Source organism: Virgibacillus natechei, assembly GCF_026013645.1.
Taxonomy (GTDB): domain Bacteria; phylum Bacillota; class Bacilli; order Bacillales; family Amphibacillaceae; genus Virgibacillus_L; species Virgibacillus_L natechei.
This window is the reverse complement of sequence record NZ_CP110224.1, coordinates 361,648-388,553: the sequence shown is the minus strand read 5'-3', so window position 1 is coordinate 388,553 and position 26,906 is coordinate 361,648. Positions and strand designations below refer to the sequence as shown.

The window sequence follows — 26,906 nt, the reverse complement described above, 5'->3', positions numbered from 1 at the left end:
ACCTATCACTGATACATGATAGGATAAGGCAATTCTTCTAGATCTGCTTCTTCTCTGTCGAACTCCAGTCTTGCAACCTCTTCTTTTGTCGGTTCAGGAAACACATATCGCATTAACACCTGAAGAATGCCTGCATATGGGTTTCCTTCATCAATATTATTTAACATTCGCTGGATGGCTACTGCAAGACGTCTGTAAAGTCGATCATGATTAGGTGCTTCTGGTGCAACTGCTAGAAATTCAAAAAGCATTGGCATATAATCGGCTAGTTCGTCTCCTTCTCTTTCAAAACCAGCTTGATTAATAATCTTTTGCAATTTAATTAAAGCTGCTCCACGTTTCGTACTATCACCAAGCTCATGTGCTGTTAGATAAAGCCCTAATTTCGATTTCAGATCAAATGTTGCCACATACAATTCTTGTATTTCCTGAGAAGGTAATCGAAATAATGGATCATAAGAAGCTACCAGCTCAATTTCTAATTCACTTGTTTCAATATTCTCCTCCACACATTCGTTAATATCCTGGTGATCTTTGACAAGTTCCGCCGTCGGATAACCCAATAAACGAGAAGCGATGACAAGAATGGCACGTTCTTCTTGCTGCTTTATCATCTCATACCTCTTTCGTATGCAAAAGTCGCTGCAGCGCCTTCACGTGGTGCTATATTTTCTAGACTGCAGGCTCCTTGCTGATAATCCAAATCATCATCCATCTCTCTGCGTCCTGTAGGAATTACGAAACGCTCGTTGTATTTTGCAACACCGAGTAGTCGTGCCATGTCTTCAATCTCTTGCGGACTCGTATTTGCTTCTCTCACCAGTTCGCTTTGTCTGAATTCATCAATGCCTCCAACCGTTTTACCTCGCATGTAAACGCGCATCGCTGTCAATTTTAGCAGTACATTACGAATCACTTCAGTATCACCAGCTGAGAGCAGTGATGCCAAATACTCCATTGGGATTCGCATTTGATCTACGGCAGGGATATAGCCGTCCGTGCTCAACTCTTCCTCATTGGTAATGTGGTTCATAATCGGGCTAAGTGGCGGTACATACCAAACCATTGGCATGGTACGATACTCCGGATGTAATGGTAGAGCAATTTTCCATTTAATAGCCATTTTATAAACCGGTGATTCCTGTGCAGATTCAATCCAAGCATCGTTAATACCAGCTTCACGCGCTTTTTTCTGAATCTCTGGATCAAAAGGATCAAGGAAGCAGCCAAGCTGTGCTTCATAAAGATCTTGCGGATCCTCCACGGAAGCAGCATCTTTCACTTTATCTGCATCATAAAGAACAACACCGATGTAACGAATACGCCCAACACAAGTCTCGGAACAAATCGTTGGCAATCCGGCTTCTGTACGTGGATAACAGAAGTTACATTTTTCTGCTTTATGCGTATTCCAATTGTAATAAACTTTATGATACGGACAGCCACTCGTACAAAAGCGCCAGCCGCGGCATGCATCCTGATCCACCAGAACAATACCGTCTTCATCCCGTTTATACAAGGCGCCTGAAGGGCATGAAGCGACACATGATGGATTTAGGCAGTGTTCACAGATTCTAGGCAAATACATCATAAATGTTTTTTCATATTCCATCGAAATATGCTCCTGCAATTCCTGCACGTTTGGATCAAGTGGAACAATTTCACTTCCGCCAGCCAAGTCGTCATCCCAGTTCGATCCCCACTCTGGTTTATCGATATATTTTCCAGTGATCATCGACTTGGGTCTAGCGACAGGGATATTTTCCGATTTTGGACTGTGAATCAGATTGTCGTAATCATAGGTCCATGGTTCATAGTAGTCGTCCATACTAGCCATATCCGGGTTATAAAAAATATTGGCCAATTTCGTGATCGGCCCTCCCGCTTTGAGTTTGAGCTTTCCATTTTTTAATTCCCAGCCACCTTTAAAGCGATTGGTATCTTCCCATTGCTTTGGATAGCCTGGGCCTGGGCGTGTTTCTACGTTATTAAACCACATGTATTCTGTTCCCGGACGATTCGTCCATGTATTTTTACACGTCACCGAACAAGTGTGACAGCCAATACATTTATCCAAGTGCATTACCATAGCAACTTGTGCTTTAATTCTCAAGCCAATCTACCTCCTTCAATTTTCTTATAACAGCGATGGTATCTCGTTGATGACCAGTCGGGCCATAATAATTAAATCCGTAGCTTAGTTGTGAATAACCACCGATCATATGCGTTGGTTTTAACGTAATTCTTGTAACACTGTTATGTGTACCGCCGCGTTTTTTATTGATTGCGGTTCCCGGCACTCCCAGTGTACGATCCTGAGCATGATACATATATGCCAACCCTTTTGGAATACGATATGTTAACACGACTCTTGCAGAAATCACGCCATTTCGGTTATAAACCTCAATCCAATCATTATCTTTTAATCCGATCGATGCCCCGTCTTTTTCATTCATCCACACAGTCTGCCAACCCCTAAACAAGTTGGACATAGCTGTTGTATCTGTGAACATCGTATGGATTCCCCATTTTTGATGCGGGGTTAAATACCTTACCGTTATCGATTCTCCGTTACGCTCGACCCCTTTTTCATCTTGCAAAAATGGCCCATGAGATAATGGAGGTAAATATAAAGGTAGCCCTTCACCGAAATCAAGCATCATTTCATGATCCAAATAGAAACTCTGCCTCCCAGTTAACGTATGCCATGGAAGTTTATATTCCGTGTTAACGGTAAATGGCGAATAACGTCGGTTGTCTTTCTCCAAGCCGCTCCAAACTGGTGTTGAAATCGCATGTTGTGGCTGGGCTGTTAAATCATCCAAAGTGAAAGATTCCTCTTCCCGGCCTTGTGCTATATCAGACAGATCTTGCCCTGTTTTTTCTTCAAGGGATTTCCATCCTTCCACAGCTCGTTTCCCGTTTGTCGCTCCCGACATCAATAGAATGGCCTCAATGGCTTGTTTATCGGAATAAAGATCCGGGTTGCCTTTTCCAACGCCTTCTCTTTTTGATATACCAAGACGGCTACCTAATTCTTCATAAACCTTTTCACCCTTGATTTTTACACCTTTTGCTCCGTATCCTTTTTTAATTTCAGGGCCAACCGTCGTCATTTTCTTGTATACATTCGCATAGTCGCGATTAACAATTTGGAAATTCGGCATCGTTTTACCTGGTATTGCTTCAACTTCACCTTTTCGCCAATCTTTAACCTTACCAAGCGGCTGTGCAATCTCTCCTATAGAATCATGGCCAAGCGGTGTCATCATTAATTCTTCGCTATCCGGTAAGTGTTCTTCAGCAAGTTCTGAGAAAACTTTCGCAATCTCCCGGAATGTATTCCAGTCACTTTTTGACTGCCATGGTGGTGAAATAGCTGCATTAAACGGATGAACGAATGGATGCATATCTGTACTACTTATATCGAATTTCTCGTACCATGTTGCAGCAGGCAAGACAATATCAGAAAACAAACCTGAGCTAGTCATCCGAAAATCAATACTGACTAAAAGGTCAACTTTTCCAGTAGGTGCTTCTCCTTCTGCGTTCACCGTTTCCGGTTGCCATGAGTTTTCCGTATCCGTTAAAATTTGGTCTTCGCCACCAATTAAATGCTTGGCGAAATACTCATGTCCTTTCCCACTGTCTCCAAGTAAATTAGAGCGCCAATTAAAGAATACTCTTGGAAAGTTCCGTGGATCATCGGGGTTTTCAATCGCCCAATCCACTTTTTCATCTTTGATTTGCTCGACGACGTCATCAATAATTTCCTGTTCACTATCCGCTCCGCGCTGTCGACTCTCTTTAACCATATCAATGGAATTTTGTGAGAACTGAGGAAAGGAAGGTAGCCATCCTAACCTTACGGAAAGTGCGTTAAGGTCAGCAGGGTGCATCGTGTTATATTTACCACCCCAACTCGATTGTTCCTCGTTTATATATGCTTCATAGCGAAATTGATCGGTTGCAAAATAGAAAAATGACGTTCCGTTTTGATGACGTGGCGGTTTTATCCAGTCCCCAGCAAATGCAACCTGCTGCCAACCTTCAAGCGGGCGCACTTTTTCCTGACCAACGTAATGGGCCCAGCCACCACCGTTTACACCTTGGGAACCAGTTAGTAATACCAGATTGAGAATGGCTCGGTAAATTTGATCACTATGGTACCAGTGATTCGTCCCACCACCCATGGCAATCATTGATTTTCCATTTGTCCTGGCAGCGTTATCCGCAAACTCCTTGGCAATCTTAATAACATGATTTTTGTTTACCCCTGTAATACCTTCTTGCCATGCTGGTGTAAATGGTTTGGGATCATCATAGTCCAATGGATAATCACCAGGTAAATCCCTGCCGACACCCGTATGGGCCATCATCAAATCATAGACCGTTGTAACTTTCAGCACATTTCCTTGTTTATCATGAATATATTTAACTGGTACTCCACGCTCGACCGTACCCCCATTTGTATCTGCAAAATTCGGAAACGTCACCATCGCTGTTTCATCGGATTGATTAATAAAACTTAACGCTGGATTAATCTCTGTTCCGTCCTCTTTTTCTAAATCTAGATTCCACTTACTGTCTCCGTCCCAACGGAATCCCTGTGTCCCGTTTGGTACTTCAAGCTGATTTGTACTAGCATCCCACACAACTGTTTTCCATTCACCGAGCTCATGTTTATCATCGATGTCTGATGTTCGTAAAAAGCGATCAGAGCGACAATCAGTCTCGCTTTCATCTAAGGTAACGAGAAACGGCAAGTCGGTGAACCTTTTAACGTAATCAATAAAATATGGCGTTTCCTGCTTTACATAAAATTCTTTCAAAATAACGTGCGTCATAGCCATTGCAAGCGCACCATCTGTTCCGGCTCTTGCTGGCAACCAAATATCAGCAAACTTTTCGTATTCAGCGTAGTCTGGGCTGACACCTACTACTTTAGTACCGTTATATCTTGCTTCAACCATAAAATGCGCATCCGGCGTCCTTGTTTGTGGTAAATTAGTTCCCCAAATAATAAAATATTTGGTATTATACCAGTCCGCACTTTCCGGCACATCCGTTTGTTCCCCCCACACTTGAGGTGAAGCTGGAGGCAAGTCTGCATACCAGTCGTAGAAACTTAAAATTGTTCCGCCAACTAAGGAAAGAAAACGTGTCCCTGCCGCATAACTCACCATGGACATTGCTGGAATCGGGCTGAAACCAACAATACGATCAGGACCATACTCTTTAATTGTATAAATGGATGCACTGGCAATAATTTCACAAACCTCTCGCCAGTCCGCACGAACAAATCCACCTTTACCACGAGCCTTAACAAATTTATCCCGTTTTATCGGGTCACTTGCAATGTTCTCCCAGGCAGCGACAGGGTCATATCCTTCTTCGCGCTCTGCTTTCCAAAGCTCATATAAATCACCACGGATATAAGGATATTTCACTCTTATCGGGCTGTATGTATACCAGGAAAAGCTGGCTCCCCTCGGACAGCCGCGTGGTTCATATTCAGGGAAATCATCTCCAGTTGTCGGGTAATCGGTTGCTTGTATTTCTGATGTAATAATTCCATCTTTTACATAAATGTTCCAACTGCACGAACCGGTACAATTCACGCCATGAGTGGAACGAACCACATTATCGTGTTGCCATCTGCGTCGATATATATCTTCTGAATCTCTTGTACGTGGACTTTCCTCTGTCCATCCATCATTAATTCGCTTTCCTTCTTTCAAATGCTTTAGTGACTCCAATAATTTATTTTTTTTCCTTACCATTTCTTAGTCCCCTCCAAGCATTGTGTCAATAGGGTTAAAACGGTCTCCAATAATACGAAAACTTTCGGTTCCTTCTTCCAACTCTTCCAGGAAAACCTTTAATGATGGTGCATTTGACGCAACCAGTATCAACCGCTCCAACGTGTCAAGATCTTTCAAGTCATAAATGGATTCTATAATCCCTGGAGATACATCGCCAAATCGCATTCGTAAAACTGAAATTAAATCTTCTCGATCCTGAACGAATCCCGCGTCCTCTTCATATGAAAACATTTGATTTCCTCCTTTTTTACTTTATTAGATCAGGCCTTAAGGTTTCATCATTTTAAAATAATCAGCGACCATTACTTTTTGACAGGCATCTGCAGTTGATTTTACAAATTCTTCAAATTCAGCATCCGGCTCCTCGATTGCTTCAAACGTAAAAAATTGTTCTTCAGCATGTGCGAATTGATCGCCAAATCGTATCTGAATGTGTAGCCCAGTCTCCTTTTTGATTACATCCACTTGAACATCATAAGTATGAATATTATGGAATTCTTCAAATTTACTGGTGATATACCGATATAGGTCTGGTGATAACACCCTTAAATTTTTCCTTATCTTGTGCTGCTTTTCTTCACTCATGGACAACCTCCTCCCAGTGAGCCTCTTTCTATTAATGATTCGGTAAGAGTTTTTCTTCTTCTTCGTTATGAAGTAAATCGACAAGGATTAAAGCCTGGAATCGCTGCAGGACCGCATCACTAAATCCATCCGTATCCAACATCTCCTTAATTTCCTTAACAAGCAACCGCAATAGGTCATGGTCACGGGTCAAAGCAATAATGGTATCTTTTAATTCCGGTGATTCTTCCGCCAATTCCTTATACAGCCCTTCTTCTTCCGATTCCGCGTGTCGCAGCGTACGTGTTTCCCAATGTTCAACCGCCACATAAGCCGTTTCCAACGCCTTCTCTAACTGGGCGTCAGTTAAAAGTTTCTCAAGAATTTCATTTAATTCTATAGCCTCATTTAATGCTGCCTCATGAATTGCAGAGTGACTATCTATATGTTTTAATCCGGGTCCCGACATGTACGTCACAGCTCCTTCCGTTTAATGGAAAATAAAATTATTTGAACATTAATTGTATGCATTCATTGTAAAGAAAACAGGAATAATAGGCTGTGACAAACATCACAACTTTCCATTATTAAACAAAAAACTACTCGATAATATCATTTTGGAATTGGACAATAGTTGGGGATAGCGAAGCAGAAAAATGTGTTTACAAAGCTATTTTATTCTTATTTCTCCATTGCTTTTCACGATGAACCGTGCCAAATTCCGCACTTATGCAAAAAAGACGACTCCTGTTCAATACAGAAGTCATCTAGTTTAAAAATAAGGCTCTTTTCTAAAAGTTTTTGACGCAAGTTCTATAAAAGACGACGTAACTACCAGGTTTATTTCCGCTGCGTACAGTCGCTTTCCGCGGGCACGGCCTCAGCCTTCTCGCAGGAAACCGCTGCTGCGGGGTCTTCAGACTCGTGCTGTTCCCGCAGGAGTCGACTGTACTCCGCTCCAATCAACCTTTATAAGAGTGCGTGGCTATATTTATTATATAATTAAGCAGCAATTTTGATGAAGTTGAAAAGCATCTTATCAGCGGAGGAAACACATGAAGACTCCTGCGGGAGGGAAGGCCTCGGGGAGACCCCGCAGTGCGTTAGCACGAGGAGGCTCACCAGCCGCCCGCGGAAAGCGAAATGTTTTTCCGGAGCGAATCCAAGCACCCAACCATCATTAGAACGAGAGACTTCTCAATGGAATTGTCATTGCGTCGCATTTTATATCAACTCTGCAAATTTAATAGCAACAATACTTACGAAAAGAACCAAAATTCGTTTATCGACACGTCGACAAGGTTCGAAACGTGTATTCGGGACCGGTGGTTTATAGCTAGCTAAGTGTTCGAAAAAATTCTACCATTTGTACACTTTAACTACTTTATGTTTGGGGACCAATACAGACCCCTTATTCTTTGGGTCTGCTTTAAATTTTTTGTTTCCTTTCGTCGAAACAGACCAATAGTCTCCTTGATCAAATGCATAAATTTCTTTCAATGGATTTGAATACGATTTGTCGCTGGAAAAGAAATTAAGTTCGCTACCGTCCGTTAAAACTAACCACCAATTATCAAACTTTTTCATTTTCACGTCCCCAATCTATTTGTTCTTTTATTAGTCACGCTAAACAATATTCACTTATCTCACCTATTATGCAAGTTGGCTTAGAAAACTCGGCATTCATCTGTATGAACATGGTAGATGGTGGCTACGTGAAGCAGTGCCATGTTGGTTTCGATCTACCATGTTCAATCATTTGTTACCCCCCTCAAGCTACTAATTGTGTGTATTTCACCCTATATCAATCACTTCTACACTATGAAAATTAATTCCTGCAATATTCTAATAAGTAATCATCAGAAAACTTGATTTAACGTTAAAGGGATTCTTAAAAGGCATTCTTTGCTTTGTTAGAGCCCCTTATACTTTGGAGTCTAAGCTTTATGGCGATAGCAGTAAGAAAGTTTTTATACTTTCTTACTGCAAATAAAAAAGCGGACCCCGTTTATAGGAACCCACTTTTAAAAATATGCTTATTTATACAGTTGCTTTTTCTCTCAATTCTTTTAACGCGCCGCTCCATGCTACAACTTGATCGAGCATTCCGTTCGCATTATCGGCATGGTAATCTGCTGGTTTAAAGACGCTCATATTTTCAAAATCAGTCATAATCGAAAATGTAAGAGCTGTACGTACATCTGCTACTTGCAATTCACCTAAAATAAGGCGCAGGTTTTCATGTGCACGAACACCGCCTAAGCTACCATACCCTACAAACCCAGCTGCTTTATTACTCAATTCAGGCTTTAAGTAATCGAGCGCATTTTTAAGGACGGCTGATATTGCATGGTTATATTCTGGTGTTACAAAAATATAACCGTCAAGAGAATCCATTTTTTCTGACCATGCTTTGATCGTTGCTTGCTGGGTTTCAGATGCAGCTTCACCCAGGAATGGCAAACTATAATCGATAAGGTCTATGATTTCATAAGTAGCGTCGTCGTTACGGTTGTTCGCAAAATCATGTACCCAATTAGCTACCGCTTCTCCGTTACGACCTTCACGTGTACTTCCTAATATAATTCCTATTTTTAACATATTTATTCCCCCTGATAATTGTAAGTAATTTGAATTCATTTATATTTAATTCATTGCTTTAGAATTCAGTATATGTAGATTACCACCTATTAAAAGTAAATGCAATACATTTGCTTCTTTTTTATTACAGAGTTATTAAAAGTAACAACAGTACCTTGCTATCCCTACTTTCTTCAGAAAAAAAGCTGATCCCCGATCAAGGAACCAGCTCGAATTATCGCATTACGTGCGTTTTCAAAAAATTGCCGAATTGGAAGCAAGGTGCCCTAAATACGTCACGTCCTTTGACAACACCAGCATAAGCATCTCCTGAACTGCGATTACTTGTCACATCGAACGTAGGAATAGTGATTTTCTTTTCTTAGAAACCCTTATACCTTGGAGTGCAAGCCTTTCGGTGAATGCCAGAGCCTGCGAACAATCTCTTTAAGCTATATCATAACCTTGCTCTTCAATTGCTTCACGCATATCTTCTACTGTAACTTTTTCTTCCTCATACGTTACAGCAACTTTACCTGTAGATAAATCCACCTCTACAGCCGTAATTCCGTTTAACTCTTTTAGTGACCCTTCAACCGATGATTTACAGTGGCCACATGTCATTCCTTGTACATCTATAGTAGTTTGCATCCTATTTTCCTCCTTATAATTAATTATATTTTAACTCGTTTCAAGCGTAGGGCATTTGAAACAACACTTACAGAACTAAATGCCATTGCCGCACCTGCAACCCAAGGTGCTAACAGTCCAACTGCCGCAATTGGAATTCCTGCACTATTGTACGCAAACGCCCAGAATAAGTTTTGGCGGATATTTTTAATGGTCAACTTACTAAGCTTTATCGCTTTTGGTATGAGTTGTAGATCCCCGCCAAGAATGGTAACATCTGCTGCTTCAATTGCAACTTCTGTGCCTGTTCCAATCGCTATGCCGATATCTGCAATCGCAAGTGCTGGTGCATCATTTACACCATCACCAACCATAGCAACTTTCTTACCTTGTAATTGAATCTCTTTTACATTATCTGCTTTTTCTTCCGGTAACACTTGTGCAATAACTCGGTCAATCCCTACTTTCTTAGCAATTGCCTGTGCCGTTCGTTCGTTATCACCCGTTAACATCATGACCTCTAGACCTTGTGCCTTTAACGCTTTAATCGCTTCGACGGCTGTTTCTTTAATGGTATCCGCAACCGCAACAATTCCGCGATATTCTCCATTTACTGCTATCAACATCGCAGTCTTCCCATTTGTTTCATAGTCTACTAACGCATTTTCTGCATGCGTGACATCAATATTTCTTTCATTCATTAATTTTCTCGTACCAACAAGTACTTGCTCACCAGAAATGAGCGCTTGAATACCGTGACCTGGAATGGCGTGAAAATCATCCGAATCAATTAAGTCAATATCCTTATCCGTTGCATAAGCAACAATCGCTTCTGCCAATGGGTGCTCCGATCCTTTTTCCGCACTTGCTAATAATTGTAGTGTATCATCATAACCAGTAAAGTCCGTTACTTCTGGTTTACCTTTTGTAATTGTCCCAGTTTTATCAAGGATAATGGCATTTAATTGGTGGGTACGCTCTAAATGCTCGCCTCCCTTAAAAAGAATACCAGTTTCTGCCCCTTTACCCGTTCCAACCATGATTGAAGTTGGTGTTGCCAATCCTAGCGCACATGGACAAGCGATTACGAGTACAGCGACTGTTGTAATGATAGCGGATTCCAGATCTCCTAGTGATACCAAGGTAATCCATACTGTGAATGTAAGCAATGCAATCACGACAACAACCTGAACAAAGTAGCCAGAAATTACATCAGCCAATCGCTGAATTGGTGCTTTTGATCCTTGTGCATCTTCTACTGCTTTTACAATGGATGCTAGTGCTGTATCTTTCCCTACTTTGGTGGCTTCCATTTCAATTGTTCCATTTTTATTAATGGTTGAACCAATTACACTTGCTTGTAAATCCTTTTCTATGGGAATAGATTCGCCAGTAATCATCGATTCATCAATAGATGTTCTACCCTTTATAACGATACCATCTACCGGTATTTTTTCACCTGGTTTTATAGCCAAACGATCCCCTACTACAACATCTTCAATTGGAACCATAACCGCTTCGTTATTCCTGATAACACGTGCCTGCTTTGCCTGTAAATTTAATAGCTTTGATAAAGCCTGCGTTGTTCTTCCTTTTGCTGCCATTTCCAAATACTTCCCGAATAAAATCAGCGTGATGATAATGACACTTGTTTCAAAATATAAGTGTGGCATATAAGCTGGATTGCCAATTGTTCGAAATGCTTCATATAAGCTATAGAAGTAAGCAGCACTCGTTCCAAGTGCAATAAGCACATCCATATTCGCACTACGGTTACGTAAGCTCTTATATGCTCCAACATAGAACTGCCAACCTATAATAAATTGAACCGGAGTTGCTAATGCAAATTGGAACCACGGATTCATCAATAGATTCGGTACAGCAATTCCAAATAAATGATCGAGCATGGTTACGAGTAATGGAATGGATAATATAGCAGAAATAATTACCTTTATTTTCATTTGTTTAAGCTGCTTCTCTTTATGTGATTGTGTTTCTTCTTTGTCCGCTTTTACTTTTGCATCATAACCGAGCTTTTGAATGCTGCCAATAACATCTGCCTCGTCCATTAATCCCGCATTGTATTCAATTGTTGCACTTTCTGTAGCTAAGTTTACGCTAGCCTGCTTGACTGCTTCTTGCTTGTTTAGAACTTTTTCAATTCGCGTGGAACAGGCAGCACAGGTCATGCCAAATACATCGAATTCGGCTTGTTCGGTTTGTACACCATAGCCTATTTTTTCTATCTTTGCGGAAATGTCATCTAGGGATGTTGATGTTGGATCATAATCAACATTTGCCTTTTCCGTCGTTAAATTAACCTGTGCTTCAACGCCGTCCATTTTATTCAAGACTTTTTCTACTCTGGAGGAGCAGGCAGCACAGGTCATCCCTGTCACACCGACTGTAATATGTTTCGTTGTTTCACTCATGCTAAATTCCCTCCCTACTTGGAAAACTGCTTCATCACTTCCATTAATTCATCAATAGCCGCGTTTCCTTCACCTGACTGAACTGCATGACTAACACAATGTTTCATATGCCTTTCTCCTACAGAAAATCCTACTTTTTTCAAGGCTGCATTAATGGCGCTAATTTGCACTAAAATATCTACACAATAACGGTCTTCTTCGACCATTTTTTGAATACCGCGCACTTGACCTTCGACTCGTTTCAGGCGATTAATAACGGCCTGCTTTTCATTGTCTGTACGTGGAGTTACTGGGTGTTCGTGTAAGAACTCATCCACTTGGATCACTTCCTTTTTGTTTATACTTATACTATACCCCCCTAACGTATATGCGTCAATTGTTAAGCTCATGTTCTATTTCACACATTTTCATAGCAGCAATATTGCCAAGTACGATATCCATTTAACTGCAATTAAAAAAAGCTGCTTCAACAAATTGTTGAAGCAGCTTTTTTATCGAGCAAACTGATTTCATTTATATACTTTTACTTCACAACAAGTACTGGGCAATCTACTCGTTTCACCACTTTATGACTTACACTTCCCAAAATAAATGATTGTAAATTATTCAATCCACGGCTACCAATCACAACGCAATCAAAGTCTCTATCATTTGCAAACTCTACAAGTTTAGGCCCTGGTTCTCCATGAAGAAAATGTGTCTGATAGTCCACACCCGACTGCTCCAATAGTTCCCTTATAGGTTGCAGTTTTTCATTTCGCTGTTTTTCGATTGCAAATTTATCTTGTGCATGTAGAACATCTTGTTTTGCTGTTTCACCATCCACCACATAAACCGCGTCAACCGTGCCATCAAATTTTATTGCAAGCTCAATGGCATATTGGGCCGATCTTAATGAGTTCTCAGATCCATCTGCCGCCAATAGAATTCCTTTAAACAAATGACTCACCTCTCATTCTTTTTTTAACACTGAATTGCTTAATGACCAGAATCATTAGAAAGGCCACCAATTCGACTTTTCAATTGCTCGCTCTCTGAATTTAAGCCGGTATAATGAACCTTAATCTGATTCTGTGCAAACTTCGATTCTATTTTATCCAATGCACCAATTGCGGAGTCATCCCACAGATGCGCATTTGTTAAATCAATCTCTACTTCTTTTACAGAATCCGTGAAATTAAATTTACTTGGAAAATCACTCACTGATGCGAAGAACAACTGTCCATCAACACGATAGATTTTCTTTTGTTCGTTTAAAACAAGCTCTTCTGTCACTTTTACTTTGGATATTTTTGCTGCAAAGAAAATAGCACTTAACAATACCCCAGCTAAAACACCATATGATAAATCATTTGTATATAGAACGACTCCAACTGTTACAATCATAACTGCGGCATCTGTTCGGGGCAGTTTGTTCAAGTGTTTTACCGATGACCAATCAAATGTACTGATCGAAACCATGATCATTATACCTGCCAGTGCTGCCATAGGAATCTGAATAACCATTCCACCTAATACAATGATTAAAAACATCAGAAATACACCTGCAACAAGCGAAGATAATCTACCAGACCCTCCGGATTTCACATTGATCACGGACTGCCCAATCATTGCACAACCCGCCATTCCACCGAAAAATCCTGTTACTATATTACCAACACCTTGTCCTCGACTTTCTTTATTTTTATCACTTTCTGTGTCTGTCATATCATCGACGATATTCGCTGTCAATAGCGATTCTAGTAATCCTACGATAGCAAGCGATAAGGAATACGGAAGAATAATCATAAAGGTCTCCCACGTAAATGGAATGGAAGGAATTAAAAAGACTGGTAATTGTTGTGTTAATGCCCCCATATCTCCAACAGTACCAACATTAAGGTTACCGAATATAGCAATGGATGTCACCACGATAATGGCTACTAGCGTAGACGGAACTGCTTTTGTTATACGTGGCAGAAGATATACAATTGCCAACGTTAAAGCAACAAGTGCATACATGACCCAGGTTTCACCAACAAAATGTTGAAATTGTGCAGTTAGGATCATAATGGCAAGTGCATTCACAAATCCGACCATTACGGAACGGGGAACGAATTTCATCACTTTTGCCAGTTTAAAAACACCAAATAGAATTTGAATAATACCTGTTAATATCGTTGCAGCTAATAAATACTCAAGCCCATGACTGGCTACTAAATTTACCATGAGTAATGCCATTGCCCCTGTTGCGGCAGAGATCATTCCTGGTCGACCTCCGAAAATGGCAAGTACTACCGCCATAGAAAAGGACGCATACAGCCCCACCATTGGGTCTACTCCAGCGATAATAGAGAATGCAATTGCCTCAGGTATAAGTGCAAGTGCCACAACTATTCCCGCTAGGACATCCCCTTTAACATTACCAAACCATTCTTGCTTGATTTCTTCTACGTTCAATTGAACACCTCTTTTTATTGTTTAATAGTTTATCGCCGTTTAACCGGCCAACTGAATAAAGTTTAACTTTATAGTAAACTAACCTTAAGTTGAAAAATTTAGTTCCATTTAAACAAAATGAAGCATATCATAGATACGCTGTTCTGCAAAACCGTGAGTAAGCGCAACCATTAGTGACTTATTCCCTATTTCTCCTGTTTCCTTCAAATTTCTACCTTGTTTAACAGGCAGCAGAATACGTACACCTAAGTGAAGGGACAATATATAACATACAAACAACCAATCATGAATTATGCTTTATTTTCAGTTCAATTGACTTGAAACCTGTAATCGTGATACTTTTTATACAATTATCAATATAAATGAAGGAGAATCATTCCAATGTAAAAATCCCTGCGTATAAATTGGCACAACTAACTTAACTATAATATAGAAGGGATTTTTTATATGAGTCTACATGATGAAGTTAATAAACGAAAAACATTTGCTATTATATCGCATCCCGATGCAGGAAAAACAACGTTAACAGAGAGACTGCTTTTGTTCGGAAATCAAATTCGCTCTGCGGGAACCGTAAAGGGAAAGAAAACGGGAAAATTTGCTGCATCTGACTGGATGGAAATAGAAAAACAACGTGGTATCTCCGTTACTTCCAGTGTAATGAACTTCCCATACAATGATTATCAGGTAAACATTCTGGATACACCTGGCCACGACGACTTCAGTGAGGATACGTATCGAACGTTAACGGCAGTGGATAGTGTTGTCATGATTATTGATGCTACCAAAGGAATAGAAGCGCAAACAAAGAAATTATTCAGGGTGTGCCGAATGCGTGGTATTCCTATCTTTACCTTTATAAATAAATTGGATCGCGAAGGTAGAGAGCCGCTTGAATTATTGGAAGAAATCGAAGAAGTGTTAGACATTGAGACTTATCCGATGAACTGGCCAGTAGGAATGGGGAAACGATTCCTTGGTATTTTCGACCGTGATGGAAAACAGTTTATTCAGCACAATGGAAATGAGGAAGAGACCTATATTCCTTACGAGGATTTGAATAAGCCCGAACATCAAGATTTGGTTTCTCAGGCCACTTACCAAGAAACAAAGGATGAGCTTTCTTTAGTCGAAGAAGCGGGAGATACGTTTTCATTAGACGCTGTTATGTCCGGAGAACAAACGCCCGTTTTCTTCGGCAGTGCTTTAGCACCTTTTGGCGTCCAGACTTTTTTTGATACGTTTATATCCATGGCTCCAACTCCAGGACCAAGAAAATCAACAGAAGGCGTCATTGATCCTGAAAACCCCGACTTCTCCGGATTTATTTTTAAGATTCAGGCGAACATGAATCCAGCTCATCGCGATAGGGTAGCATTTTTACGGGTATGTTCGGGTAAATTTGAACGTGGAATGAATGTGAAACTCGCAAGAACGGGTAAGCCGGTCAAACTTTCGCAAACACAACAATTTGTTGCGTCATCTAGGGATACAATAGAGGAGGCATATGCAGGGGACATTATAGGAGTCTATGATCCAAATGCCTATCGAATCGGCGATACGTTGATGGAAGGTAAAACGCATTTCGAATATAAAGAGTTACCACAGTTTCCACCAGAACTATTCAAAAGTGTAACAGCAAGTAATGTAATGAAATCCAAACAATTTAAAAAAGGAATCGAGCAACTTGTTCAAGAGGGTGCGATTCAGTTATTTAAAAGACACGATAATGAAGCCAATATTTTAGGAGCGGTGGGTGAGCTGCAATATGATGTGTTCAAATATAGAATGAAAAATGAATACAATGTTGAGGTTATGTTAGAATCAATTGGTGAGCGAATCCCCCGTTGGTTAAAGGAAGAACAGGTAGATGCGTCACTCTTTGATGAACGGAACCAGCTTGTCCGTGATCGTGAGGGAAATTACGTTGTATTATTCAGGAACGAGTTCGCTCTAAATTGGTTCAAAGATAAACATCCTAAAACAGAATTGATTGATCTGTTTGAAGCTAATAAGTTTGAGCAGACTTATTAATAGCTAACATATTTTACTCAGCCTGAGTTGATTAATGCCTTTTCCTGTTTTGCAAGTGGCAACAACGCAAAACAATTTGATTCATCACAAAAACCAAAAATACGAAACCATTTATGATCAAAATTTGTTTTTACTTTAGCGTGTTGAGAGGCAGCCCTGGGCAGCCCCTCAACACGCTTTATGCATTCGCCCTTTTAAAACTTACTGTCGCTAATAAAACGAGCACAATAGCAAAGATGATAATAAATAGAATTTCCTCAAAAATCGTAATTTGTCTTCCGAAAATGGATAAGTTAAGTCCCATCGCATCAATTACTTCTGGGGATAGGCTGTCAACATCCACCATGATTTTTTTCATGACATCCACTCCATATGTAACTGGATTAATTTTTACAATTACATCCATCCAAGTAGGCATATTGTTAATCGGGAATAATGCACCAGAAAGGAAAATCATAGGCATAACAAGGATTTGCACAATCATTTGAAACCCTTGCGTCGACCGGATTACACTAGCAAACAACAATCCTAACCCAGATAAAGCGCAGGCTAACAAAAACATAAATGGAATCACTTGAATAAGGGACACAAAATCATACGTTAAGCCAAGTAATGGAATGAGCAGAAACAGTAGAAGTCCTTGAACTGTCGCAACGGTTGCTGCACCTAGCATTTTCCCAACGGCAATACTCACACGGGAAATAGGAGAAACGAGAATTTCTTTCATGTATCCAAAGTCCTTGTCTTCAATGATTGACAATGCAGAAAAGATGGAAGTCATCAGTAGCGTCATCGCAACAATACCAGGAAAGACGAACTCAACATAGTCAAAGTCTGCTCCAGCTGCGCCTCCCCCCATAGTTCCAGCCATCATGCTTTCCATAGAACCACTCATTCCACCACCAAAAATAAGGAGGAAAAGGATTGGCATAGAAAAGGAACCAAACAGCCTTGCCTTATCTCGGAAAAATTTCGTTATATCACGTTGCCAAATAGCAAAAATAGCTTCCATTTATAAAGTCCCGCCCTTCCCGCTGATTATTTATCATCTGACTCTCCTATCCGTCTACCGGTAAACGCTAAAAACACATCATTAAGCGTAGGCTTACGGATATTCAGTTTCGTTATAGGTATATCTAATGTTTTAATAAATGAAGAGATAAAAGCATCACTACTCGCTACTTTCAAATAAATCGTATCGTCATGAACCGATACTTCAGCGCCTTCCACTTTTGCCTTTATTTCTTCCAATGCTTTCTGATTATCTTCCGTAGATAATTCAATCATATCGCCGCCAAGTTGATTTTTTAATTCAGTAGGTTTGTCGAGCGCAATGATCTCTCCACGATCCATAATGGCAACTCGGTCACTGATTTCCGCTTCATCTAAGTAATGAGTTGTTAAAAACATCGTGATTCCTTCTTTTTCTTTCAGTTTTAAAATATACTCCCATAAATGCGCCCGCGTTTGCGGGTCAAGACCGACTGTCGGCTCATCAAGGAATAACACCTTGGGATAATGTAGCAATCCACGAGCAATCTCAAGCCGACGCTTCATTCCACCTGAAAATGTTTCCACTCGATCTTTCCTTTGGTCGACTAAATCGACAATTTCCAACACCTCTTGAATGCGCTCTTGCCTTTTTGACTTTGGTACTTTATAGAAACGGCAGTGAAGCATCAAATTCTCATTAGCTGTTAGTTTTTCATCTAGTGTATTCTCCTGAAAAATGATACCAATACTCTCGCGTACACGGTCTTTCTGCTTGTTCACATTAAATCCGTTAATGGTAATGTCACCACTACTCGGCGGAAGCATCGTACATATCATGTTGATTGTCGTACTTTTTCCCGCTCCATTGGGGCCGAGAAACCCAAATATTTCGCCTTCTTTAACTTTAAAACTGATCCCCTTAACAGCATCGGTTTTTTTATATGTTTTCGTTAAATCATTTACTGCAATTACTGAATCCACAACGTATTCTCCCTTCCCTATTCGTTCCACTATACTAACTAGTTATTATTCACGGAATGAAGAAAGAAGTCAACGCGAAACACGCCTAATTAATAGAAAATTTAGCGTTCTCCTAATTGCTAAAAATCCTATCATGGCATTATTTTGCCACAATAGGGTTGACATTTTAGCTATAAAATTTAATGCGTATTTTTGTCGACATACTTTCCGAAATCTGGAACGGCGATACTATCAAATTCCTGAACCAATTTATCTAAGCTCTTTGATAATATATCCCCACTCATAGGAAGTCCATGCCCCGTAACTGCAATAGTTGGTTTTAAAGCTTCTAATTTGATGACAGATTCCTTGGCGGCTTCCCAATCTGTAGTGAGGTATCTTGGAGGCCCACTTATTTCTTGTTCCTGTGTTAACACCTTATAAAGTGATTCCTGCTTCACCGTAACAAAGGCATCTCCTGCAATTAAAGCCCCATCCTCTTCTCTAAACAAAGAAACGTGGCCAGGGGTATGTCCAGATGTATGAATCCACTTAAAATCTGTATGAGGAACTGTTCCATCAGATGGCAACATTTCAACATGACTACCTAAGTTGATCGATTCGTTCGGGAACATTGGAGACATTTTTGCTACCATACCGCCTTCAACAGTTGCGTCTGGCTCCGGATAACTCTTTTCTCCTGTTAAAAAGGGCATCTCCAATTCATGTGCGTACACCGGGACTTCCCAGTGTTCAACCAATTCAACGATAGCTCCGACGTGATCAAAATGACCATGTGTTAAGATAATCGCTTTTGGACGGCTGTTTTTACCAAAACGTTCTTCCGTAACCGAGATAATTTCTTCTGCCGAATTAGGCATTCCTGCATCAACTAAAACAAAATCGCCTGTATCCGGATTTCCAACGAAGTTAATATTAACGATTTGGACAGTGTGACTAAATAAGTCTTGCAATAATTCCCTGCCGATGCCGCTTCCGACAGACGTCGTAGGAATGTACTTATAATCATCACCGTAATTCATTTCCTGATCCATTACATACTCCATCCTTCCTTGTACAAAATAGTACAAGGTTATTATCTCTCAAAATGGAAAAAAGATTTATCGGATTTATTTTACATGTGCTTTCGAAATTTTCACTTGGTCAACCAATCACAAAATATAGTTCTGTCCATTAACAAACATCACGAGGGACAGGCCTTGCCTATTCATTAGGTCCTATTACGCGTCTGCGACTATCTGTGTTCTCCTTGCCCTGTGCTCGGTTAGATAATGTATCACGCCAACTCGGAGCAAGGAGCTCACAAGCAGCCAGACGAGCTGCTTGTTCCAAATCCTGTTTTTGGTTATACATAATATCGTTACTTTTTGCAACGGTCCATTCGGGATATGGCCTCTCTTGAAGCCTAAGACGATCTCCTGCTTGCAACTCGCCTTCTTTAAGTACACGAAAATACCAACCTGTCATGCCTTCTTGCTGGATTTGTATAGCTAAGTCTTTAATCTTCCAGCGCCTGGCTGGCCTCCAGCAGGGACGTCGTGGTTGCGAAACTTGTACAACAGCATCTCCAATATGGAAAATATCCCCGATACACAAATCAGCCTCAGTTATGTGTTGAACAGCCAAGTTTTCACCAAAGGCACCAACTGTAAAGTCAGTTCGTTCGAGCTTTTTTTGCCAGCTCGCGTAATGAGAGATCGGATAGACAAAGATTGCCTTTTCCACACCGCCATGATTCTTAAGATCCCCTTGTCCATCGCCTTCTAGATTGGTTTGACCTGCCCAGATCTTTCCTTTAACAGTACGCTTTACAATGCCACTTATCCACTCGCGATCCATTGGGCGTTTGGCCCCTTTTCGCCCGAATGTTTGCGGTTTCCCAACCATAATTCGGTCAATAACAGGATGACTCACCTCTATCGACTCCTTATGTTTAAATGTTATATATATAAATGGAACAAGTCTATTCGCACCTCTATTCTACTTAAAAATACGCTCTTATTCAATTGGAACGTAGAGACAGGTTCCGCGTCCCAAAAGTCATAGATACGGAGTTAGTCCAGGTCTGCCGCTCACTGATTTATCACATTCGTATAGTAAGGGACTGATCTGGACAGACACAAGAAAAATCACTAGACTACCTTTCACCTCTACCGTATAATAGTTATGTTTGCTATAAAGAAAGGTGATTGATTATTCATGCTTCATAATCCAACTGGAAAAACACGTGTGGGGTTGGCACTGCTACTCGGTTTGCTTGCTTTTCTCGGACCTCTTAATATAGATATGTATTTGCCAAGCTTTCCAGGGATTGCCCAGGATTTCGGGATAAACGCTACACTGGTGCAATTTAGTCTTACCGCGTGTTTAATCGGGCTTGCGATCGGACAAGTAGTTATAGGCCCAATCAGTGATTCACAAGGCAGGAGAAAGCCTTTGTTAATTGCTACCACTCTGTTTGTATTAGCTTCGATTCTCTGCGCTTTAGCACCGAATATTACAACACTAATTGCTGCAAGGTTCCTACAAGGTTTCACTGCTTCAGCAGGGGTTGTCCTTTCTCGTGCTGTAGTTCGTGATGTATTCACCGGCAAGCAGCTTACGAAGTTTTTTGCTCTTTTGATGGTTATCAATGCTGTTGCACCAATGGTTGCGCCTATGCTCGGTGGGGCAATTCTAGCCTTCCCATCGGCAAGCTGGCAAACCATCTTTTATTTCCTGGCTTTTATTGGCGTTTTGATTGTCATCATTGTTGCTGTGAAATTAAAGGAAACATTGCCGCCGGAGAAACGTATCCCTAGTTCCATCGGCTCTTCCGTAATGACGATGGGCAGTTTGTTGAAAGACCGTTCTTTTATCGGCTATGCGTTAGTTGTCGGGTTTGTACATGGCGGAAGTTTCGCCTATGTATCCGGGACTCCTTTTGTATACCAGGATATCTATGGTGTTTCTCCTCAGGTATTCAGTGTGCTATTCGGAATAAATGGAATAGCCATTATTACGGGGAGTTTTATTATCGGACGCTTAAGTGGAATTGTCTCTGAATTAAAAATGCTTCAGGCAGCTGTAACGACTGCACTAGCTGCTACTACCCTGCTGCTAGTCATGACATTTATAGAAGGCCCCTTAGCATCGCTCGTCATATTAATTTTCATATATATGATTACCATGGGAATGATCATCACAAGCACCTTTACCCTGGGAATGGCCAAACAAGGGCATCGTGCCGGGAGTGCAAGTGCTGTATTAGGTATGCTTCCAATGCTGCTCGGGGCTGCATCTTCCCCGCTTGCCGGTATTAACGAATCATCTGCTGTTCCAATGGGAGCGATTCTTTTCACTACTTCCCTGATCGGTTTTATTGCTTTCTTTACATTGGTAAAAACGAATGAGAATGAGAGTTAATTGGTCTGTCCCTTACTGAGGGACAGACCCCATAGAAACTCTATACAATGATAAATTACCGCTTTTAAAATTATACTTTCATTGGATGATTTTACGTTCGTTCTTCTTCCTCCGGGTCAGTGACTTGATAGGAATCGTTGCCGGACACTTCATTTATCTCCATTAAAAGAAACTTCCGATCGCCAAACGACGAGGAAAAATAGGATTAACCCATAAATCTTTTGTGCTTTCCTATCTGCCAAGCAAATTAGTTGCATTAAGATTTAAGTTAAGATAACCTCCACTATAGCCTAGTAGAATACTAGCAAATAAATAATGAATCCGATTAAAATGATGACATTGGTGAAAAAGTAATAATAATATAGATGGAATAAGGTGCCGTAATGGTACCTTATTCCTCGTAAAATACGAATGATAATGTGAAAAGAGGTAGTAATGATGAAACTTGTTGGGATATCGGGAGCACCGGCTGGTGACAAAACTTCTCTAGCTGTAAACGACGTTCTGGTTGCAGCTCAACTTCTTGACTCAACGATACAAACAGAGTTAATTGACATAAGGGAATATGAAATTGAATTTTCTGTCGGGGCACCGTTAGCAGATTATAACGATGATACGTGGAATGTTGTTCATAAAATGTTGGCTGCCGATTTTCTAGTTTTTGGCACGCCAATTTATCAAGCCTCCATTTCGGGAGCATTAAAAAACCTGTTAGACCTTTTCCCCGAATATGCCTTCAGATATAAGGTCACAGGTATTGTAGCAACCGGATTGTCTAACAAACATTTTCTCGTACCAGAATACCAATTAAAGCCAATCCTTACTTATTTCAAAGGATTAACCCCAACGAATAACGTCTTTATCCATAATGATTCCTTTAATGAGGAAAGTGATGAAATTATAGATCGTGATGCTTCCAAGAGAATTCAAAGACTTGCCCATGAAATGATTTATCTGCAACGGGGGATTAATAATAGAGAATGACACTGATTGGTCCAGGATTCCATGAAAGGAGTGCAAGTATGTATATTTTTGTGGAAGAAAAAATTAAAAAATCCATTGATAATGGAGAGTTTGAGGACCTACCAGGGAAAGGAAAACCACTTAATTTGCAGGAGGATTTTCAAGGACTTCCCCCAGAATTTAGAATGGGGTATAAAATACTGAAAAATGCTGGATATATTACGGAAGAAGCGGATAAAAATAAGAGCGATGTCACAGTGGATGATTTATTAAAGTCTGCAACAGGAAACGAGGAGAAAAACGAAGTGCAAAACAAGCTGGAATTTGAGACGTTTGTCAGAAAAAGGAAATTGCATAAGAACAAGAAATTTTCCACCTACGCCAAACAAATTTACAGGAAATTATTTTAAAATATTTGACGGAGGGTTACGAGATTGGTGAAAGAAAAAGGAACATGAGAACCTTGCCCGTGCTTCCTCCATCTTTATTCATTTACCCCTGAAGGAACGAATTCTTTTCCTTTCTTTCTCTATCTTCTCTTCTGCAAATTCACTGAACCCTTCTACATCCTGAGTTGACAAAAAAACATGTACTTTTCCTTTTCTTCTTAAGGGGCTATATCATTTTTTAAAAGCAAGTAATTCATTATTATTCTTCCAATTCGACCATTCTATTTTGTCCACCTGCAACTTCCAACCCACTGAATTCATAGACGCACTAGCTGGTACATGGGTCTGTTTGCCACGGGAGAAATTTTTGTTTATGAAATTTGCTGGTCGAGAAATTAAAACATATATACCGCTTATGGAGCTTGCAGCAAAAAATATCTACCATTGAAAAAGAGCTAGCCCATTTCCAAAATATGACCCAACCCAATTTTAGAATAAACTAAGGCGAATACAGAAGAAGCAATGTTACATGGAGACGGCTCTTTTGCTCCCCTTTTACTCATTATTCCCTTTAGGAAACGGGAGAACAGCGCCCATGCTTCACCTCATCAAAAAGGATTCAAAATAAGATTCTGCTTCCCTCTTAAATCGACGTTTTTTCTGTACCATCCAAAAGTCTCTTGTCAAATGGAAGTCTTTGATCGGGATTTCTCGTAATGTTTTATATTTTAATTCTTTCTGGGCGGTTAATTTAGGTAAGATACTCACTCCTAAATCAGCTTCCACGGCACTTTTTATCGCTTGAGTGCTACCGAGTTCCATTGCATTTTCTATATTTTCGAGAACAAGATGCTGCCTTAATGCCTCTTCAACGATTAACCGGGTTCCGGATTCTTTCTCTCTCCAGATCATCTTTTCCTCTGATAACTCATTCAGCTGAATCTCACGCTTCTCACCCCAACGATGAGCGTAGGGAGTAACTAATATTAATTCATCATCTGCAAATTTTTGCTTTCTGTATTGATCATTTTGGAAAACACCTTCCACTAAAGCGATATCTATTTCATTTTCTTCCAATTTCTCAAGAATAAGGGGGGTGTTACCAACCGATAAACTGAATTTAATATCAGGATGAAGCTTTTCAAAACGGCCGATTAATCCAGGCAATAGATATTCTCCAATGGTAAGACTTGCTCCGATATGTAAGATTTTCTCCATCTTTCCTAGCTGTTCCTGAATCCCTTCATAGGCTGCCCTGTTTAATGCAAGTATTTCTTTCGCATATGGATAAAGCAGTTTGCCGGCTTCCGTCAGCTTTAACTTTCCCTCTTCCCTATCAAATAGCGTTGTTCCATAACTATCTTCCAACTGGCGAATTTGTCTGGTTACAGCAGGTTGTGACACAAAGCCCAAGCGCGCAGCCTTGGTAATACTTCCTTCTTCCACCACATGGCAAAACATCCTTAAGTTATCAATATTCAACCCTATTCCCCCTTTCTCTTCTATCAAAATATCACCTGATTCTATTCTAAATCCTATTTTATCATAACAGAATCGTACCTATTCACTTTTATTATACCCTATAAAATAAACTGATTTGGGTTGTTTCGCGTTCCATGAGAAGATAAAGTAAGTACTCGGATTAAAGAAAGGAGTGAATTTCGTGGAGATCTCAACAGGAATCCTACTACTCATTATCGGAATTATTGCCGGAGGATACGGCACTATCGTAGGAGCAGGCGGCGGTTTCATCTTTGTACCTGCATTACTTATCCTACTAGATATAGATCCAGTAATCGCAGCCGGATCGGGTTTAGTTATTGTCCTGATTAATGCCATCACAGGTGTTATCGGCTATGCGAAACAGAAAAAAATAAATTATAAAACAGCCCTTATCATTGGAGTGAGCGCCCTTCCAGGAGCATTGCTCGGTGTATGGTTACTACAAGTTTATTCTTCGCAATATTTTTATGTTATTTTTGCAACAATATTAGCTGGCCTTGGATTATTTTTATTTTACAAGAACTCCGCGTTGCAGGGAAAAATTTTTAAGAATAGAGCTCCTGTTGCTGCAACACAAGCAGAACCAAAGGTATTAAATAATAATTGGTTTATCCCCTTAGGACTAGTTATGGGTGTATTGTCTAGTTACTTAGGGATAGGCGGTGGCTGGCTTTTAGTTCCGATTTTAATTTACCTGTTTAAAGTGCCTACACACCAAGCAGCAGCTACATCTATCTTATCCTTATCTCTTTATTCTACAGTAGGGGTCATTTCTCATCTCTTTTATAATAATATTGACTGGATGATTGTTGCCTTTGGAGGAGTCGGTGTCATTATTGGTGCAAACATCGGAGTAAAATTGTCACAGCGCCTCCCGGGGAAAATTGTTCTGCAGATGCTATCGGTGTTATTGGTTGTTATTGGTGTGAGGATGTATTTTCAATAAGAGGATTCTATAAACAAAGAGGAGGTTGTTTTTTAAAACATCCCCTCTCCTGAATCTAATTAATTATTTTGTTCCAGGAAATCCTCAGTCGAACGTATACTAGCATACATGCCGTCAAGTGCACCAACAAACGCATAGTGAACCTGTTCTGCTGGAACGACCTCATTTTTATAAGATAACTCCCTAGTCGCACATGCATCTTCAATTAGTGTCGTTTCAAAACCTAGATCAACTGCAGCCCTAACTGTTGCATCAATACACATATGCGTCATCATACCTACAACGACTACCTTCGTTACACCTTTTTCTCTTAACTTGCTTTCTAAATCAGTCTTTAAAAAGCTGTTAGGGAAATTTTTTATGATTTTATTTTCGTTCTCTAATGGTAGAACAGTTTCATGTATTTCAGCTCCCTCTGTATTTGGAAGAAAGAAGCCTAAATCTGGACTACCTGCGATATGCTGTACATGAAAAATATTATCCTTGTTGTTTTGTCTAAACCAATCGATAACTTTAACAGCATTAGCGGCTGCTTTATCAGGATTACTTAACTCCATCTTTCCATTTGGAAAATAGTCGTTTTGTATATCAACTACGATTAAAGCTGTACTCATTTTTCCACCTCATTTATAAAATTTTGTTACACTGTAATAATAAGCCATATATTGATTTCTATCGATACGTTGGTGAAACACTTTTAGGTCAAAAATTTTCATGGTGAAAGGAATTTATTATGGAACTTGATAACATTGATTTTCAGATCCTGCAATTACTATCCGAAAATTCACGTATTCAATGGAAAGACTTAGGTGAACAAATTCATATGACGGGGCAAGCAGTAGGAAATCGCATAAAAAAACTAGAGGAAAATGGTGTCATTAAAACGTACTCTATAATAGTAGATCAAATGAAATTAGGTATTTCTTATACAGCGTTTGTCATTATCTATATGAAAACAGCAAACCATGATCCATTTTTACGTTTTATTAAGGAACGAAAAGAAATAGTTGAAGCTCACCGAGTATCGGGAGAAGGATGTTACCATCTGAAAGTGAACGTTAATACACAAGAACAATTGAATCTTTTTCTTAATGAAATACTCAGGTTTGGAAACTATTCTTTGTATCTATCCATACAAGAAATTACCTAAGGTAGTAATTAATAAGGCATGTCTCCGAAATATAGACTTAAAACCCGGGATGAAAGTTAACTTCTCCCGGGT

At 40.0% G+C, this 26,906-nt stretch carries 25 protein-coding genes; 6 read left to right on the top strand and 19 right to left on the bottom strand.

Annotated elements, in window-relative coordinates:
• Positions 1 to 5 precede the first annotated feature (5 nt).
• From narJ to OLD84_RS02260, 13 genes are all read right to left on the bottom strand, one after another.
• A complete protein-coding gene (gene narJ / locus OLD84_RS02320; protein WP_209463085.1) occupies positions 6 to 614 on the bottom strand; it encodes a nitrate reductase molybdenum cofactor assembly chaperone in 609 nt (202 codons plus the stop codon).
• A complete protein-coding gene (gene narH, locus OLD84_RS02315; protein ID WP_209463086.1) occupies positions 611 to 2,113 on the bottom strand; it encodes a nitrate reductase subunit beta in 1,503 nt (500 codons plus the stop codon). The genes narJ and narH overlap by 4 nt, the downstream gene beginning before the upstream one ends.
• Complete coding sequence (locus OLD84_RS02310; RefSeq protein ID WP_209463087.1) at positions 2,103 to 5,783, bottom strand: nitrate reductase subunit alpha; 3,681 nt, start codon at positions 5,781 to 5,783, stop codon at positions 2,103 to 2,105. Before OLD84_RS02310 ends, narH begins: the two co-directional genes overlap by 11 nt.
• 3 nt (positions 5,784 to 5,786) lie before the next feature.
• On the bottom strand, positions 5,787 to 6,056 hold the full coding sequence (locus OLD84_RS02305; RefSeq protein WP_209463088.1) for a hypothetical protein: 270 nt from the start codon (positions 6,054 to 6,056) through the stop codon (positions 5,787 to 5,789).
• Positions 6,057 to 6,092: 36 nt separating this feature from the next.
• Positions 6,093 to 6,410 (bottom strand): hypothetical protein, encoded by a 318-nt coding sequence (locus tag OLD84_RS02300; protein WP_209463089.1) that lies wholly within the window; start codon positions 6,408 to 6,410, stop codon positions 6,093 to 6,095.
• Between the two features lie 31 nt (positions 6,411 to 6,441).
• The gene (locus OLD84_RS02295; protein WP_209463090.1) at positions 6,442 to 6,858 is read right to left on the bottom strand and encodes a hemerythrin domain-containing protein; all 417 of its coding nucleotides are present in this window, start codon (positions 6,856 to 6,858) and stop codon (positions 6,442 to 6,444) included.
• 890 nt (positions 6,859 to 7,748) lie between these two features.
• On the bottom strand, positions 7,749 to 7,976 hold the full coding sequence (locus OLD84_RS02290; protein WP_209463091.1) for a hypothetical protein: 228 nt from the start codon (positions 7,974 to 7,976) through the stop codon (positions 7,749 to 7,751).
• Between the two features lie 453 nt (positions 7,977 to 8,429).
• A complete protein-coding gene (locus OLD84_RS02285; protein ID WP_209463092.1) occupies positions 8,430 to 8,990 on the bottom strand; it encodes an NADPH-dependent FMN reductase in 561 nt (186 codons plus the stop codon).
• Positions 8,991 to 9,416: 426 nt separating this feature from the next.
• On the bottom strand, positions 9,417 to 9,620 hold the full coding sequence (gene copZ / locus OLD84_RS02280; protein WP_209463093.1) for a copper chaperone CopZ: 204 nt from the start codon (positions 9,618 to 9,620) through the stop codon (positions 9,417 to 9,419).
• 23 nt (positions 9,621 to 9,643) lie between these two features.
• The gene (locus tag OLD84_RS02275; RefSeq protein WP_209463094.1) at positions 9,644 to 12,031 is read right to left on the bottom strand and encodes a heavy metal translocating P-type ATPase; all 2,388 of its coding nucleotides are present in this window, start codon (positions 12,029 to 12,031) and stop codon (positions 9,644 to 9,646) included.
• Between the two features lie 14 nt (positions 12,032 to 12,045).
• Complete coding sequence (locus tag OLD84_RS02270; RefSeq protein WP_264917264.1) at positions 12,046 to 12,348, bottom strand: metal-sensitive transcriptional regulator; 303 nt, start codon at positions 12,346 to 12,348, stop codon at positions 12,046 to 12,048.
• A 206-nt stretch (positions 12,349 to 12,554) separates the two neighbouring features.
• Positions 12,555 to 12,980 (bottom strand): universal stress protein, encoded by a 426-nt coding sequence (locus tag OLD84_RS02265; RefSeq protein WP_319961811.1) that lies wholly within the window; start codon positions 12,978 to 12,980, stop codon positions 12,555 to 12,557.
• Positions 12,981 to 13,009: 29 nt separating this feature from the next.
• Positions 13,010 to 14,470, bottom strand: coding sequence for a SulP family inorganic anion transporter (locus OLD84_RS02260; RefSeq protein WP_209463097.1), 1,461 nt, complete (start codon positions 14,468 to 14,470; stop codon positions 13,010 to 13,012).
• 447 nt (positions 14,471 to 14,917) lie between these two features.
• Here OLD84_RS02260 and OLD84_RS02255 point away from each other — a divergent pair, with 447 nt between their 5' ends.
• Positions 14,918 to 16,504, top strand: a complete 1,587-nt coding sequence (locus OLD84_RS02255) for a peptide chain release factor 3 (protein ID WP_209463098.1) — start codon at positions 14,918 to 14,920, stop codon at positions 16,502 to 16,504.
• Between the two features lie 178 nt (positions 16,505 to 16,682).
• On the opposite strand, the gene OLD84_RS02250 is transcribed toward OLD84_RS02255, so the two are convergent.
• The 4 genes from OLD84_RS02250 to OLD84_RS02235 all read right to left on the bottom strand — a co-directional run bounded on the left by OLD84_RS02250 (position 16,683) and on the right by OLD84_RS02235 (position 20,392).
• On the bottom strand, positions 16,683 to 17,516 hold the full coding sequence (locus OLD84_RS02250) for an ABC transporter permease (protein ID WP_209463099.1): 834 nt from the start codon (positions 17,514 to 17,516) through the stop codon (positions 16,683 to 16,685).
• Positions 17,517 to 17,542: 26 nt separating this feature from the next.
• On the bottom strand, positions 17,543 to 18,478 hold the full coding sequence (locus OLD84_RS02245) for an ATP-binding cassette domain-containing protein (protein WP_209463100.1): 936 nt from the start codon (positions 18,476 to 18,478) through the stop codon (positions 17,543 to 17,545).
• Between the two features lie 179 nt (positions 18,479 to 18,657).
• Positions 18,658 to 19,512 (bottom strand): MBL fold metallo-hydrolase, encoded by an 855-nt coding sequence (locus OLD84_RS02240; protein WP_209463101.1) that lies wholly within the window; start codon positions 19,510 to 19,512, stop codon positions 18,658 to 18,660.
• 169 nt (positions 19,513 to 19,681) lie between these two features.
• On the bottom strand, positions 19,682 to 20,392 hold the full coding sequence (locus OLD84_RS02235; RefSeq protein WP_264917263.1) for an MOSC domain-containing protein: 711 nt from the start codon (positions 20,390 to 20,392) through the stop codon (positions 19,682 to 19,684).
• Positions 20,393 to 20,677: 285 nt separating this feature from the next.
• On the opposite strand from OLD84_RS02235, the gene OLD84_RS02230 reads away from it, so the two are divergent.
• The 3 genes from OLD84_RS02230 to OLD84_RS02220 all read left to right on the top strand — a co-directional run bounded on the left by OLD84_RS02230 (position 20,678) and on the right by OLD84_RS02220 (position 23,256).
• The gene (locus OLD84_RS02230) at positions 20,678 to 21,883 is read left to right on the top strand and encodes a Bcr/CflA family efflux MFS transporter (protein ID WP_209463102.1); all 1,206 of its coding nucleotides are present in this window, start codon (positions 20,678 to 20,680) and stop codon (positions 21,881 to 21,883) included.
• Positions 21,884 to 22,321: 438 nt separating this feature from the next.
• Complete coding sequence (locus OLD84_RS02225; RefSeq protein ID WP_209463184.1) at positions 22,322 to 22,867, top strand: NADPH-dependent FMN reductase; 546 nt, start codon at positions 22,322 to 22,324, stop codon at positions 22,865 to 22,867.
• A 38-nt stretch (positions 22,868 to 22,905) separates the two neighbouring features.
• Positions 22,906 to 23,256, top strand: coding sequence for a DnaJ family domain-containing protein (locus OLD84_RS02220; protein ID WP_209463103.1), 351 nt, complete (start codon positions 22,906 to 22,908; stop codon positions 23,254 to 23,256).
• A gap of 579 nt (positions 23,257 to 23,835) precedes the next feature.
• Here the strand turns inward: OLD84_RS02220 and OLD84_RS02215 are convergent.
• On the bottom strand, positions 23,836 to 24,717 hold the full coding sequence (locus OLD84_RS02215; protein ID WP_209463104.1) for a LysR substrate-binding domain-containing protein: 882 nt from the start codon (positions 24,715 to 24,717) through the stop codon (positions 23,836 to 23,838).
• 181 nt (positions 24,718 to 24,898) lie between these two features.
• Here OLD84_RS02215 and OLD84_RS02210 point away from each other — a divergent pair, with 181 nt between their 5' ends.
• Positions 24,899 to 25,684 carry a sulfite exporter TauE/SafE family protein gene (locus tag OLD84_RS02210; protein WP_209463105.1) on the top strand — a complete coding sequence of 262 codons (786 nt, stop codon included), beginning with the start codon at positions 24,899 to 24,901 and terminating at the stop codon, positions 25,682 to 25,684.
• 59 nt (positions 25,685 to 25,743) lie between these two features.
• On the opposite strand, the gene OLD84_RS02205 is transcribed toward OLD84_RS02210, so the two are convergent.
• Positions 25,744 to 26,298, bottom strand: coding sequence for a cysteine hydrolase family protein (locus OLD84_RS02205; protein ID WP_209463106.1), 555 nt, complete (start codon positions 26,296 to 26,298; stop codon positions 25,744 to 25,746).
• Positions 26,299 to 26,417: 119 nt separating this feature from the next.
• Here OLD84_RS02205 and OLD84_RS02200 point away from each other — a divergent pair, with 119 nt between their 5' ends.
• Positions 26,418 to 26,834, top strand: a complete 417-nt coding sequence (locus OLD84_RS02200; protein ID WP_209463107.1) for an Lrp/AsnC family transcriptional regulator — start codon at positions 26,418 to 26,420, stop codon at positions 26,832 to 26,834.
• The last annotated feature ends 72 nt before the right edge of the window (positions 26,835 to 26,906 follow it).

Excerpts from the sequence above, each read along its gene's own strand:
- narJ (WP_209463085.1), bottom strand. The coding sequence starts at position 614 with ATGATAAAGCAGCAAGAAGAACGTGCCATTCTTGTCATCGCTTCTCGT.
- OLD84_RS02310 (WP_209463087.1), bottom strand. The coding sequence starts at position 5,783 with ATGGTAAGGAAAAAAAATAAATTATTGGAGTCACTAAAGCATTTGAAA.
- OLD84_RS02305 (WP_209463088.1), bottom strand. The coding sequence starts at position 6,056 with ATGTTTTCATATGAAGAGGACGCGGGATTCGTTCAGGATCGAGAAGAT.
- OLD84_RS02300 (WP_209463089.1), bottom strand. The coding sequence starts at position 6,410 with ATGAGTGAAGAAAAGCAGCACAAGATAAGGAAAAATTTAAGGGTGTTA.
- OLD84_RS02295 (WP_209463090.1), bottom strand. The coding sequence starts at position 6,858 with ATGTCGGGACCCGGATTAAAACATATAGATAGTCACTCTGCAATTCAT.
- OLD84_RS02290 (WP_209463091.1), bottom strand. The coding sequence starts at position 7,976 with ATGAAAAAGTTTGATAATTGGTGGTTAGTTTTAACGGACGGTAGCGAA.
- OLD84_RS02285 (WP_209463092.1), bottom strand. The coding sequence starts at position 8,990 with ATGTTAAAAATAGGAATTATATTAGGAAGTACACGTGAAGGTCGTAAC.
- copZ (WP_209463093.1), bottom strand. The coding sequence starts at position 9,620 with ATGCAAACTACTATAGATGTACAAGGAATGACATGTGGCCACTGTAAA.
- OLD84_RS02275 (WP_209463094.1), bottom strand. The coding sequence starts at position 12,031 with ATGAGTGAAACAACGAAACATATTACAGTCGGTGTGACAGGGATGACC.
- OLD84_RS02255 (WP_209463098.1), top strand. The coding sequence starts at position 14,918 with ATGAGTCTACATGATGAAGTTAATAAACGAAAAACATTTGCTATTATA.
- OLD84_RS02250 (WP_209463099.1), bottom strand. The coding sequence starts at position 17,516 with ATGGAAGCTATTTTTGCTATTTGGCAACGTGATATAACGAAATTTTTC.
- OLD84_RS02240 (WP_209463101.1), bottom strand. The coding sequence starts at position 19,512 with ATGGATCAGGAAATGAATTACGGTGATGATTATAAGTACATTCCTACG.
- OLD84_RS02230 (WP_209463102.1), top strand. The coding sequence starts at position 20,678 with ATGCTTCATAATCCAACTGGAAAAACACGTGTGGGGTTGGCACTGCTA.
- OLD84_RS02225 (WP_209463184.1), top strand. The coding sequence starts at position 22,322 with ATGAAACTTGTTGGGATATCGGGAGCACCGGCTGGTGACAAAACTTCT.
- OLD84_RS02220 (WP_209463103.1), top strand. The coding sequence starts at position 22,906 with ATGTATATTTTTGTGGAAGAAAAAATTAAAAAATCCATTGATAATGGA.
- OLD84_RS02205 (WP_209463106.1), bottom strand. The coding sequence starts at position 26,298 with ATGAGTACAGCTTTAATCGTAGTTGATATACAAAACGACTATTTTCCA.
- OLD84_RS02200 (WP_209463107.1), top strand. The coding sequence starts at position 26,418 with ATGGAACTTGATAACATTGATTTTCAGATCCTGCAATTACTATCCGAA.